Consider the following 11,870-nt stretch of genomic DNA (forward strand, 5'->3'; position numbering starts at 1 on the left):
TATCGGATTCAATAGAAAAGTTTATCTATGAGCAATATATCAGCGATTTTGCTGGGCAGGTAGATCAGTTGGAAGATCGTTACCTTGGCATGGTAGAGGCCGCGAGTTCGAATCTCGCCCTGTCCACCACTTCTTTCATCATCTGACATCGTTGTTATCGTTCGAGTTATGTGTTCTCGATGGAACGCCGAGACGATCACCAAAGGCATTGTATCGTTTCTGACGTTCTTCACGATGTTGTCCGATTCTACTTACTGTACTCGTGGCGAGTCAGTTATCTCGCTATTTCCAAGGTCCGGGAATCAGATATGGTAAAAGGATTTCCAGTCTTCTGTCGAACATCCGCCGGTTCAAAATCGAAGATTGGAAAGGTGTATCATGGGCGAGCTCGAAGTGGGACACTCGTCCATGGGATATGGATCAACGGCGGCCGGGGCCCTTGCGGTTCCCGGATCCGCGCCCGCCCTTGCCGCCGCGTCTGTCCCTGGACTCGTAGCCGTCGTCGATGAAGATGGAGTCGAACGTCTTCAGGTCGCCCATCTCCTCGAACCTCGAACGGACGTACTCCTTCGCCTGCTCGTCGACGCACACCTTGGCCAGCCATTTCACGGCTGGCAGGGATCTGTCTCCGTACATGGAGAAGTACATCCTCGCTGATTCGAGGTCCTCGCCGACGTCGTGCAGCGCGTAGACCATCTGCTTGTTGTTGTGCTCCCCTGACTTCGCCATGGATATGAGCTCGCTCCTGCAACCGTCGATCCCGTCGATGCATCCCCTCTTGATCCACTCGACCTGCCTGGATCCGCCCATCAGCCTTCCGACCTCGATGACCCTGTCAGGATCGCCGGCGCAGTACCTGTCGAGGAACGACGTGTCCTCCCCGTCGTAGCACCTGACAAGTCCGGCGGCGTCGTTGCGTCTGAGGTACGCCGAAGCGAGACCCTTCCTCACGTCCTTCCTGTTCTGGACGGGCATGAGCTCCCCGACGGCATCCTCGGAACCTGCGACGGCGGCGTTGATCATGGACGGGATCCACTCCTCGCCGTCCGCCCTGAGCTTCAGGGCCGTCAGGTACCTGCCGTAGGGGGTTTCGGAGATCCCGAGCTCGTGGATGACGGACATGACGGTCTCCTCGAATCTCGGCATGCCATCCCTGATGTACGACTCCCTGTCCTCTGCGTCCAGGTACCCTCTGAGGAATCCAGCCTCCGGGAACTTGGAGGACAGCTCCTCGAGCCTCCTGATGGATGATCTGTCGTCCTTCATGGCCCTGATGAACTCGACGCGCACGGACTGCCTCTGCCTCCTCCTCTCCTCCATCTCCTTGAGCAGCTTCTCGGCCTTGACCGAGTCCTTCTTCCTGACGAGGAGCTTCAGTCCGTCCTCGACCATCCTCTCGTCGTCCGAGGCGGCGAAGGCATCGATGCAGGGGTCGTCGCCCCCGATCTCCTCGAGCCTGATCCTCTCGTAGATGGCGAGTGGGTTCCCGTTCTCAGCGGCGGAGTCCAGGAGGCTCCTGTCGTATCCCGGGTCGAGGGTGTAGCACATGTAGTCGAACGCGATCATCGCGTTCTCAGGGCAGGCCTTCGCGACCCTGCCCCTGATGGTGCGGAACTGTTCGGGTCCCGCCTCGCGGAGCATGCGGGTCATGTTGTTCTCGCAACCCTTGCTCAGCATGGCGGCACCGTGCAGGTAGAGGATCATGGCAAGGTCGGTCCTGCCGTTAACCTCGCAGTCGACGCCCTTGAAAAGGATCCTCTGGGGGGTCGACGGTATGGTGAGGCTGGGTTCGGGTGCATCCCTCGGCTTGTGCTCGGGGATTCCCTCCGGTTTCCTCCTGTCGTCGCGAGGCCTTCTGTCCGACGGCCTTCCGTCGCGGCCAGTCCTGTTGGAGGGCCTCTGGCCGGGGCGGTTTCCCGCGCCACTCCTGCCGTTTCCGGGACCGCGCCCCTTCCCGTCGCGCGGGCGTCCGCCCCCGCCTCTGCGGTCGTCTCTACGGAAATCCTTCCTGCCGTTGCCGGGTCCGTGACGGTCGCGGTTTTCGCGATAGTCTCTTCTGTCTCCGCTGCGTGGCCTGCGGTCCTTTCCGCCGCTCCTGCCATCGTCCTTTCCGTCAACGTTTTCCGGCACCATAGGAAGTCCGCACTTCGAGAAACGGGACCCCTTATTATGTTATGCGTCCGAGGACGTCCACGGAAGGGTCACAAGGCGGTCAGCATTGCCGTGGAGACGTCGCCCCAGTACATGGCGACCCATTCGTTGGCCCCCTGGAACATGTACTCCACACCGAGGGCCGCCAGGAGGAGTCCGACGATCTTGGATGTGATGTTGAGCGCGTTGACCCCGACGAGCTTGACGATGGACGGGGCTATGCGCAGCAGGGCCCATGTGGCGGCCAGCGCGATCACACCCGCGATGACCACGAGCGGGAATCCGTATTCCTGCGTGAACAGAATCGCGGCAGTTATCACACCGGGTCCCGTCATGATGGGCGTCGCGACGATGATCCAAGGGGCGTCCTTCTCGTTCGAGACCTTGTTGAGCTTGAGTCCGAAGACCAGTTCGGCACCCATCAGGATGAGGATGAGACCTCCCGCCACCCTGAAACTCTCCATCGTCACCCCGAACATGGACATGAGCGGAGACCCTATGAACACGAAGACGAACAACAGGATCCCGGCGACGACGACCGCGCGGTTGGCATACCCTCTCATCGTGTCCTTGTCAACGCCGTTGGTGATCGACAGGAACGTGGGGATGCTCGAAAACGGGTTCATCACCAGGAAAATCGATAACGATACCGAGGCCAGCGCCATTATGTCCATAGAACCACGTCGTGTAATCTCACTGCCTCGAAATAACGTTATCCGATGACGGTCCGTCCGGATCTCAGCCCTTCCGGCGGTCCCTGTGGCAAAGGAAGTACCTGCGCATCCTGCCGCCGTACATGCTGAAGATGATGCCGTCCGCCTCCATGTGGCTTATTATCTTGTAGGAGTACGTTCTGGACACCTTCAGGAGTTCTTCGATCTCCTCCGATGTGACGCCTCCGTGAGCGGACATGTACGCGGTCACCTTGTCGACCTTGGCAGGGTAGTACCCGCGGACCTCTTTGACGGCCGGCAGGACAACCATGAACGAGCTCCGTCCGCTGAGCATCTTCGGTTCGTAGCCTGATCTGGAGTAGCTCTTCCTTATCGACGCCATCCCGTTCCTGCTGTATCCCTTGATCCTGTAGAGCTCGAGGGCGGCCACGAGGAGAGGATTGCGTATGCCGTCCCCTCTCCTGTGGGCGGCGCCGGGGGAGATGACGACCACATCGTTCTCAGTGACTGTGATGGCGATGTCTTCTGGAACGGAGTAGTCGCGATGGACGATCGCGTTCAGGACGGCCTCCCTGATTGCGGGGCGGGGAAACCTGTCCACAGGGCTCTTCGCACCGTCGACGACCGATTTGACGTTGTAGGAGTTCACTATCTCCTTTGCGTCGTTCAGAATCGTCAGGACGGATCCGGAGACCCTCGTCGATGACCCGTCCGGCCCGGTCACGGTGATGCCGTAGGGGCACTGGTCCGAGAGCAGGAGGGCCAGCACCGTGTGGGTGCCGTCGTCCCTGTGGATTCCGGATATCTCATCCAATCTATGGAATGGGATCATGTCGCGGAGTATGTTGAAAGTAAGTCCTCCCATCTCGGCGGAGGACCTTTCGTACTAGTCGCACATGATACTCTATAGGATATCGGATTAAAAGCGGATTGTTTTTCTAAGTGTAGTAATGTGATTTAAAACATAAAATCTATATGTATTTCAGATACGTGATATTTCATAAAACTGTATACAGTATCAGGGCGGATACCGACCGGATAAATATCCGCTCAACGATTTCTTGTTGGGTGCAAAAAAATGGTAGACATACCTGCAGAAGTAATGGACATCATGAACGCCCAGGGCACCGTAAAAGCCCTGGTCACAGCCAACAAGGCCGGACAGCCTCACGCTATCGTCTGCGGCACCATCGCCTGCCCCGCTCCGGGCAAGATGGTCGTCGGAGAGGTCCTCATGAAGAGGTCCGCCGAGTACATGGCCGAGAACGGCAAAGCCGCCTTCATGATTGCGGCCGGACCCAAGGCGTACGAGATCCAGGTTGAGAACCCCGTCCGCTACGACAACGGGGACGCGCTCGCTCAGATGAATGAGATGCTCGCCGGAGTCAACCTCCATGCCAAGGCCCTGTGGATGTTCGATGTCGTCGCCGTCTACGACGAGGGCGCCGGACCCAACGCCGGAAAGAAGATCGCATGATCCTGATGCCCCGCCTTACGGCGGGGCCTAAACCCCTCTTCCAGTCTTTTATAGGTATAACCGCATCCACCGGTCATGGAAACTACGGAGATCGCATCCTGGATCGAGATGCATCTGCCGGAGACCATGCTCTTCGTGGGCGGCATCCTGGCCATCCTCATCGTCATCTGCTACGTCAGGGACAAGGACTCCCTGAAGTACAAGTTCACGATGTTCCTCGGGCTGATCTTCGGCGTCATCATGCTCTACGAGGCCATGACGATGTACGGGGAATGGCGGATGGTGACGTCCGTCATCGTGGCAATAGCCGGTTTCGCTCTGGTGATAAGACCGTTCCGTGAGGTCCACTTCGCGGTGATATTCGCTCTGATGGTGATGGTCCTGGTGTACATAGCCTTCGGAGGATTCGAAGGCTACATGCTGTTCGACTCCATCGATATGACCTTCCTGTCCGACGGGTGGCCCAGGATCATAGCGGCATTCCTGTGCGGCGCCGTGGTTTACATGGTTCTGAACTTCGCCGAGGCCATAGTGAAGCTCTTCGGAAAGGTCCTCAACTGGTGGCCTCTGCTGCTCGTCCTGGGAATAATCTGCGTCGTCGAGGCCGGGTTCATGTACATGGGTTACGGTTCCATCATGGACTACATCGACACCAGTGCCATCACTGCCTGAACGCCTGGATACGAGAAGCTTTAAATGGTATGAGTAAATGAGGGGTGAGAGTGGGCTCGTGGCTTAGCCAGGATATAGCGCTGGCCTTCTAAGCCAGACGCCCCGGGTTCGAATCCCGGCGGGCCCGCCAAGGATGCACGCCTCACGGCGCATTCAAGGAAGGAACCATCATGAAGAGAAGCTCGCGCGCCTGGAAGAAACGCGGCAACCAGCGTTGGAAATGGCGCAAGAAGAAAATGAGAAGAAGAAAGAGAGCAGCAAAGATGCGCAAGAAGTGATCGCTACTCGCTATCACACTCACCGGGGGTATAGGCTAACCTGGCAGACTGGCGGGCTCCAGTTATTGAGAGTGATTGAAAATGGGTTTGCTGACAGTAGTTGATGACTAACTGGAGCGATGACTCATTGATTCCGCGGGGGGTAGCTCCCCCCGTAGTGGAAACCCGCTGACGGGGGTTCAAATCCCTCTGCCCCCACCTTGCGCTTCTTTCTGAGCTCTTGCTCTGGGCACTTCGGTGCCACAATCCCTTTTTCCTGTTATTCTCCACATTCTGATTCCAATCTCGTGATTCGCCTAACTGTTTTAAATGCAGACTTGATTCAACATCGGGGTTCCGACATCGGCTGTCACGGCCTCGGAGTGTGTCAGATGGGCAGTGCAAAGGTCGTCAATCGGTTGGTCTTCATCCTGTCCGTGATCCTCACAGGGGCCATCGCCGGTTTCTTCGTATGGCTCGTGCTCTTCGTCATGGATGTCGGGCTCACCCTTGTCTGGGACGGGCTCTCGTCATGGTTCGGACGTTTCTACCCCGTTCTGATGTGTGTCGTCGGAGGGATCGTCATCGGGCTGTTCGCCAGGCGCTTCGGCAATTATCCCGAGGATCTCAGGACCGTCATGGCCAAGGTCAAGCGTGACGGCGGGTATGACTACGACAAGCTCGGCAGGATGTCCGTGGCCGCGGTCCTTCCTCTCGTGTTCGGAGGGTCGGTAGGTCCGGAGGCCGGTCTCACAGGCGTCATAGCAGGTCTGTGCACATGGGCCGGACAGAGGATGAGGCGCTTCGGCTCGGATTTCAGGGAACTCACCGAGGCGGGGGTCACGGCGACCCTGTCCGCACTTTTCACCGCCCCTCTGTACGGCTTCGCCTCGGGTATGGGCGGTAGAACAGCAGGGGATTCGGGAGAAGGGTCGACACCGAGGTGGGTCAAGGTTGTGGTGTACGCATGCGCGATCGCCGGGGCCCTGGCCGCGATGCTGCTTCTGACACACTATGTTGGCGGAGGTCTGCCGCTCCCCCATTACGAATGGGACGTTGTCGGGACGGACGAACTGGTATGGCTCGTGCCGCTGATCCTGATAGGTGCTCTGGCCGGATGGCTGTTCTGTGTGTCCGACGCACTGCTGTCCCGCGTGTCCGGTAAGTTCAGTGACAGGCCGCTGCTCAAACCAGTCGTCGCAGGGGCGGTTCTCGGGGTCTGCGGCGTCGTCCTCCCCTTCACGATGTTCTCGGGGGAGTCGCAGGCGGTGGAGCTCGATTCGCTCTGGACAGGCATGGGTGCCGCGTTGCTGCTCGTCATGGGATTCGTCAAGATCCTGGTGACTGCGATGTGCGTCAACATGGGGTGGCGCGGAGGACACTTCTTTCCAACGATTTTCGCAGGGATATCCATAGGGTACGGGATGGCGCTTCTGTCGGGGGCTGATCCCGTGTTCTGCCTGTGCACCGTCACGGCAGCACTGGTCGGAGGGGTCATGCGCAAGCCTCTAATGGCCGTGCTCCTGCTCTTCCTGTGCTTCCCCTTGCTGGCGGCGATACCGATGGCTCTGGCGGCGTTCGTCGGTTCACGCATCCCCCTGCCGTCATGGGTGTCGGAGGCTGAGGGGGAGATAGGGAAGCCGGAGTCCGTCGATGCCAGGCGATTGTAAAAGTGGAGGGGGATGCCCGGATGGGCACCGGCCCCGTTTCAGTTCTTGAAGCTGTGTATGGGTGCGGGTATCCTTCCGCCACGGTTGACGAAGTCCGCGCAGCCGTATCTGTTGACGGGCATGATGGCCGCGTCTCCGAGGAGACCGCCGAACTGCGCCCTGTCGCCGACTCCCTTCCCGATGACCGGGATGACCCTGACGGCGGTGGTCTTCTGGTTGACCATGCCGATGGCCATCTCGTCGGCGATGATGCCCGAGATCGATGTGGCAGGCACGTCGCCGGGTATGGCGATCATGTCCAGTCCGACCGAGCAGACGCAGGTCATCGCCTCAAGCTTCTCCAGCGTGAGGGCGCCGATCTCCGCGGCCTCGGCCATCGCGCTGTCCTCGGTGACGGGGATGAACGCGCCGCTGAGTCCTCCGACGTATGAGGACGCCATGACGCCTCCCTTCTTGACCTGGTCGTTAAGGATGGCCAGGGCGGCGGTCGTTCCGGGGGCGCCCGCGTACTCCATTCCCATCTCGTGGATGATGTCCGCGATGCTGTCTCCAACCGCGGGGGTGGGTGCGAGGGACAGGTCGACGATGCCGAACGGGACGCCCAGCCTCCTCGAGGCCTCCTTTGCGAACAGCTGTCCGACCCTGGTGACCTTGAACGCCGTCTTCTTGATAGTCTCGCACAGGACCTCGAAGCTCTCCCCGCGGACCTTGGACAGGGCGGTCTTCACCACGCCGGGTCCGCTGACACCGACGTTGATCACGCAGTCCGCCTCGGTCACGCCGTGGAAGGCGCCTGCCATGAACGGGTTGTCGTCGGGCGGGTTGCAGAAGACCACGAGCTTGGCGCATCCGATGGAGTCCGCGTCCTTGGTGGCCTCGGCGGTCCTGACGACGATGTCGCCCATGAGCCTGACAGCGTCCATGTTAATCCCGGTCCTGGTGGATCCGAGGCTGATGGAGGAGCAGACCCTCTCGGTGCAGGCGAGCGCCTGGGGTATGGACTCGATGAGGTTCCTGTCGGCCGTGGTCATGCCCTTCTGGACCAGGGCGGAGTAGCCTCCGATGAAGTTCACGCCGATCTTCTTGGCAGCCTCGTCCAGGGTCTTCGCGATCTTGACGAAGTCGCCGGGGATCTTGCACGCCGCTCCTCCGACGAGGGCGATCGGAGTCACGGAGACCCTCTTGTTGATGACCGGCACGCCGTACTCGAGACCGATCTCGTCCCCGACGCTGACCAGGTTCTCGGCCAGGGTGGTGATCTTGTCGTAGATCTTCTGGCACAGCCTGTCGAGGTCGGGGTCGATGCAGTCCAGGAGGCTGATGCCCATGGTGATGGTCCTGACGTCAAGGTTCTCGTGGGAGACCATCTCGTAGGTCTCGAACACCTCTTTTAGCTCTACCATGTGGATCAGATCCTGTGCATCATATCGAAGATCTCTTCGTGCTGGGCCTTGATGATGCAGCCCACCTTCTTGCCGACGGCGTCGAGTCCCTCTGCGAGGGAGTCGAAGCTTCCGGAGTAGCCGGTGGTGTCGACCACGAGGATCATGTTGATGTACTCCTGGACTGTGGTCTGCTTGATGTCGAGGATGTTGATGTTGTTGTCCGCGAAGAAGTTGCATACGGCGGCGATGATGCCGACGTGGTCCTTGCCTACGAGTGTGACTACGGTTCTGTTCATTGGTTCACCTTGGTTTTCTGATCCTGTTTCATGAGCGCGTACTCCAGCGAATCTATCAGTGCTATAAGACTTGCCTCTATGACGTTCTCGGAGACGCCGACCGTCGTCCAGCTGGACTCCCCGTCCGTGGTCCTCATAAGGACGCGGACGCTCGCGGCGGTGGCCGATTTCTCGTCCAGTACGCGTACCTTGTAATCCGTCAGACGGACGCCGTTGAGCGACGGGTAGAACCTGGCCAGCGCCTTCCTGAGCGCGTTGTCCAGGGCGTTGACGGGTCCGTTCCCGTCAGCGGCCGTCTGCTCCATGTTGCCGTCGGCGTCCATGACCTTTATGCTGGCCTCGGAGTCCATCTCCAGGCCTTCGCGCTCGTCCATGAATATGCGGAAGCCGTACACCTCGAACCTCTTCTCGAGGTCCCCCCTCAGCCTCTTGACGAGCAGCTCGAAGCTGGCGTCCGCTCCCTCGAACTGGTAGCCTTTGGACTCCATGTCCTTGATCATCTGGGTGATGTGGGAGCTGTCGTCGCTGATCTCCAGGCCCAGCTCCCTCAGCTTCTCGGTTATGCTGGACCTGCCGGCCATGTCGGAGACCAGCACCCTGCGGGAGTTCCCGACCTCCTCCGGCCGGATGTGCTCATAGGTGCGGGGGTCCTTCATGAGTGCGGAGACGTGCATGCCTCCCTTGTGGGCGAACGCCCTGTCGCCGACGAACGGCATCCCCGGTGCCGGCGCCATGTTGGCGATCTCCCCCACGGATTTCGACAGCGGGGTGAGACCGCGCAGGTCCACGGCACCCACGTCCACGCCCTCCTTGAGCGCCAGGTTCGGGATGACTGTGCAGAGGTTCGCATTCCCGCATCTCTCGCCGATGCCGTTGACCGTTCCCTGGACCATGGTGCATCCCGCCTCGACCGCGGCGAGCGTGCATGCAGTGGCAAGGTCCGAATCGTTGTGACAGTGTATGCCCAGAGGCGTGTGGGTGCTCAGGAGGACGTCCTCCACCGCGGCGGCGATGTCCGTCGGCAGCGTCCCCCCGTTGGTGTCGCAGAGCACCAACCATTCCGCTCCCCCGCGTTCGGCCGCCATGAGGGCGGCCAGGGCGTAGTCCCTGTTCGCGAAGTACCCGTCGAAGAAGTGCTCCGCATCGAACATGACCCTCTTCCCGGATTCCCTGAGGAACCTGACGCTGTCCTCTATCATGGCGAGGTTGTCGTCAAGCCCGATCCTGAGGGCGTCTGTGACATGGAAGTCCCATGACTTCCCGAAGATGCAGCACCATCCGGCGGAGCAGGCGGCCAGGGCCCTGAGGTTGGGGTCCTCCTCAGGGGACACACCGTGCCTGCGTGTGCTCCCGAAGGCCGTGAGGGAGGCGTTGGCGAGTTCCATCCGACCCGCCCTCTCGAAGAACTCGTCGTCCCGGGGGTTGGAGCCGGGCCATCCGCCCTCCACGAAGTCGACGCCGAGCTCATCCAGTCTGGAGAGCACGTCCAGCTTGTCCTCGCACGAGAACGATATGCCCTCCGTCTGCGCTCCGTCCCTGAGGGTGGTGTCGTATATCCAGACCCTGGTCATCTCACTCGGACCTCTCGTCCATTATAGAGATGAGGTCGCTGAGGATCGCCGACGCCGTCTCGATCCGTCCGGCTCCGCGGCCGCTGACCGTGATGGGTCCCGCCAGGTCTGATATGATCTGGGCCGTGTTCAGGGTTCCCGATATGCTAAGGGGATGTCCCTTGGGCACCAGCCTCGGGCCGACCTCCAGCTTGTTCTCGGAAACCTCCCCGATGAGTCTGATGACCATGTTGCGCGATGCCGCGAGGGCTATCGCCTCGTCCGTGATCCCCGTGATGCCTGTTATCCTGACGTCGTCGAAGGTCACGTTCCTGCCGAACACGGAGTTGGCAAGGATGACGACCTTGCACGCGCTGTCGTAGCCTTCGATGTCGTTGGTGGGGTCGGTCTCCGCGTAGCCCATCTGCTGGGCCTCCTTGAGGGCCTGGTCGAAGGGCTGCCCCTTGTCCATCTTGCTCAGTATGAAATTGCATGTTCCGTTGAAGATGCCCCTGATCGACTCGATCTTCTCCCCTCTGAGGTTCTCGCGGCAGAGGTTGATGATGGGCATGGCGCCGCCGACCGATCCCTCGAAGCGGAATTTGCACTTGTTCTTCTTGGCGAGGGTTATGAGGTCGTGGAACTTCAGGGCCAGCGGACCCTTGTTGACTGTGATGACGTCCTTGCCGTTCTCGAGGGCGTGGGTTATGTTGCGGAGTCCCGCCCCTCCGGTCTTGACGTCCGTGGGGCTGACCTCCACCAGGATGTCGTAGGCCGCCTGCTCCAGGACGGATATCGGGTCGGAGTACTCGTCCTCTCCAACCCTGCCGGTCACCTTCTTCCTGTCAACCAGGGCGATCGGGTCCAGGCCGTCGCGGTCGAGGACGTAGGTCCTGGAGTCCATGGCGCCGGTGATCAGAACGGGGCAGCCGTACCTCTCCTCGAGGAACTCCCTGCGCTTCGCCACGACCTCGGCGAATCCCTGGCCGACGGTCCCGAAGCCGCATATGAATATCCTCATATCAGACACCCCTCACGTAGATCGTGTTCGTCTTCCTGCACTCGTCGTCCAGGAACCTGTCCAGCTTCTCCAGGTCCTCCTCGCTCCTCGTCTTGACGGAGATGAGTCCCGTGCGCTTGGACGAGCTGTTGGTCTTTGACGAGTATCTCACATCGACGGCGTCCATCGTGACGAGCGAGTTCGCCTTGTTCATGAGCTCCTCGATGTACATGGCGTCGATGTCCCCGATCAGGAGGTAGTCCATGGTGTAGGTCTGGTACACGGAACCGAGTTTGGAGATGATGATGTCCTTGGACTTCCAGATCTTCTTCAGAGCTTCCAGCTGGTTCTGTCCCTCCACCTCGAAGGTGATGTTGACGCAGATCCTGTGGTTGACTATGCGCTCGCGGTCGTGCATGACGCCCATGATGTTCCCGTCGATCAGGGATATGGGCTCGATGGAACCGACGAGCTGGCCCGGCAGGTCCTTGACGAATAACTCAGCGTTCACGATCATAGGGGGCACCTTGATTGGATGTTGGGCTGATGCGATTTTAACTATAATAATAGAATGCGCGCGTGAGACGGAACGCGGAACGACGGGGATGTGCTGAAGACACGATGGAACGAAAAAGTAGAAGTGGCGCCGAGAGGGAGATTTGAACTCCCGAGGGAAAGTTCCCACGAGCTTTCCAGGCTCGCGCCTTACCGGGCTGGGCCATCTCGGCTTGATGGAGT

General features: G+C 59.9%; 11 protein-coding genes and 4 tRNA genes. 6 read left to right on the forward strand and 9 right to left on the reverse strand.

All coding sequences use genetic code 11. From position 1 onward, the window contains the following. The first annotated feature begins 53 nt into the window (after positions 1-53). A tRNA-Ala gene (locus JS82_01715) sits at positions 54-129 on the forward strand. Positions 130-420: 291 nt separating this feature from the next. Here the strand turns inward: JS82_01715 and JS82_01720 are convergent. The 3 genes from JS82_01720 to JS82_01730 all read right to left on the reverse strand — a co-directional run bounded on the left by JS82_01720 (position 421) and on the right by JS82_01730 (position 3,690). Beyond that, on the reverse strand, positions 421-2,133 hold the full coding sequence (locus JS82_01720; GenBank protein ID QHK16915.1) for a hypothetical protein: 1,713 nt from the start codon (positions 2,131-2,133) through the stop codon (positions 421-423). A 68-nt stretch (positions 2,134-2,201) separates the two neighbouring features. Continuing rightward, complete coding sequence (locus tag JS82_01725; GenBank protein ID QHK16916.1) at positions 2,202-2,825, reverse strand: NAAT family transporter; 624 nt, start codon at positions 2,823-2,825, stop codon at positions 2,202-2,204. 64 nt (positions 2,826-2,889) lie between these two features. Continuing rightward, positions 2,890-3,690 carry a hypothetical protein gene (locus JS82_01730; protein QHK16917.1) on the reverse strand — a complete coding sequence of 267 codons (801 nt, stop codon included), beginning with the start codon at positions 3,688-3,690 and terminating at the stop codon, positions 2,890-2,892. Positions 3,691-3,903: 213 nt separating this feature from the next. Here JS82_01730 and JS82_01735 point away from each other — a divergent pair, with 213 nt between their 5' ends. The 5 genes from JS82_01735 to JS82_01755 all read left to right on the forward strand — a co-directional run bounded on the left by JS82_01735 (position 3,904) and on the right by JS82_01755 (position 6,901). Then, on the forward strand, positions 3,904-4,302 hold the full coding sequence (locus JS82_01735) for a hypothetical protein (protein QHK16918.1): 399 nt from the start codon (positions 3,904-3,906) through the stop codon (positions 4,300-4,302). Positions 4,303-4,377: 75 nt separating this feature from the next. Further along, positions 4,378-4,974 (forward strand): hypothetical protein, encoded by a 597-nt coding sequence (locus JS82_01740; GenBank protein QHK16919.1) that lies wholly within the window; start codon positions 4,378-4,380, stop codon positions 4,972-4,974. 52 nt (positions 4,975-5,026) lie between these two features. After that, positions 5,027-5,104 (forward strand) — tRNA-Arg (locus JS82_01745). A gap of 172 nt (positions 5,105-5,276) precedes the next feature. Then, positions 5,277-5,450 (forward strand) — tRNA-Trp (locus JS82_01750). A 173-nt stretch (positions 5,451-5,623) separates the two neighbouring features. Further along, entirely contained in the window at positions 5,624-6,901 is a 1,278-nt protein-coding gene (locus JS82_01755) for a chloride channel protein (protein ID QHK16920.1), read from the forward strand. Positions 6,902-6,939: 38 nt separating this feature from the next. Here JS82_01755 and JS82_01760 read toward each other — a convergent pair whose 3' ends face one another. The 6 genes from JS82_01760 to JS82_01785 form a co-directional block, all read right to left on the reverse strand. Further along, positions 6,940-8,304, reverse strand: coding sequence for a DUF711 family protein (locus tag JS82_01760; GenBank protein QHK16921.1), 1,365 nt, complete (start codon positions 8,302-8,304; stop codon positions 6,940-6,942). A gap of 5 nt (positions 8,305-8,309) precedes the next feature. Continuing rightward, positions 8,310-8,582 carry an ACT domain-containing protein gene (locus JS82_01765; protein ID QHK16922.1) on the reverse strand — a complete coding sequence of 91 codons (273 nt, stop codon included), beginning with the start codon at positions 8,580-8,582 and terminating at the stop codon, positions 8,310-8,312. Next, a complete protein-coding gene (locus JS82_01770; protein ID QHK16923.1) occupies positions 8,579-10,153 on the reverse strand; it encodes a citramalate synthase in 1,575 nt (524 codons plus the stop codon). Before JS82_01770 ends, JS82_01765 begins: the two co-directional genes overlap by 4 nt. A 1-nt stretch (position 10,154) precedes the next feature. After that, entirely contained in the window at positions 10,155-11,153 is a 999-nt protein-coding gene (locus JS82_01775; GenBank protein ID QHK16924.1) for a homoserine dehydrogenase, read from the reverse strand. 1 nt (position 11,154) lies between these two features. Further along, positions 11,155-11,649 (reverse strand): homoserine dehydrogenase, encoded by a 495-nt coding sequence (locus JS82_01780; GenBank protein ID QHK16925.1) that lies wholly within the window; start codon positions 11,647-11,649, stop codon positions 11,155-11,157. Positions 11,650-11,773: 124 nt separating this feature from the next. Beyond that, positions 11,774-11,860, reverse strand: a tRNA-Ser gene (locus JS82_01785). Between the last annotated feature and the right edge of the window lie 10 nt (positions 11,861-11,870).

This window comes from Methanomassiliicoccaceae archaeon DOK, from assembly GCA_009911715.1.
Classification (GTDB): domain Archaea; phylum Thermoplasmatota; class Thermoplasmata; order Methanomassiliicoccales; family Methanomethylophilaceae; genus Methanoprimaticola.

Excerpts from the sequence above, each read along its gene's own strand:
- JS82_01720 (QHK16915.1), bottom strand. The coding sequence starts at position 2,133 with ATGGTGCCGGAAAACGTTGACGGAAAGGACGATGGCAGGAGCGGCGGA.
- JS82_01725 (QHK16916.1), bottom strand. The coding sequence starts at position 2,825 with ATGGACATAATGGCGCTGGCCTCGGTATCGTTATCGATTTTCCTGGTG.
- JS82_01730 (QHK16917.1), bottom strand. The coding sequence starts at position 3,690 with ATGGGAGGACTTACTTTCAACATACTCCGCGACATGATCCCATTCCAT.
- JS82_01735 (QHK16918.1), top strand. The coding sequence starts at position 3,904 with ATGGTAGACATACCTGCAGAAGTAATGGACATCATGAACGCCCAGGGC.
- JS82_01740 (QHK16919.1), top strand. The coding sequence starts at position 4,378 with ATGGAAACTACGGAGATCGCATCCTGGATCGAGATGCATCTGCCGGAG.
- JS82_01755 (QHK16920.1), top strand. The coding sequence starts at position 5,624 with ATGGGCAGTGCAAAGGTCGTCAATCGGTTGGTCTTCATCCTGTCCGTG.
- JS82_01760 (QHK16921.1), bottom strand. The coding sequence starts at position 8,304 with ATGGTAGAGCTAAAAGAGGTGTTCGAGACCTACGAGATGGTCTCCCAC.
- JS82_01765 (QHK16922.1), bottom strand. The coding sequence starts at position 8,582 with ATGAACAGAACCGTAGTCACACTCGTAGGCAAGGACCACGTCGGCATC.
- JS82_01770 (QHK16923.1), bottom strand. The coding sequence starts at position 10,153 with ATGACCAGGGTCTGGATATACGACACCACCCTCAGGGACGGAGCGCAG.
- JS82_01775 (QHK16924.1), bottom strand. The coding sequence starts at position 11,153 with ATGAGGATATTCATATGCGGCTTCGGGACCGTCGGCCAGGGATTCGCC.
- JS82_01780 (QHK16925.1), bottom strand. The coding sequence starts at position 11,649 with ATGATCGTGAACGCTGAGTTATTCGTCAAGGACCTGCCGGGCCAGCTC.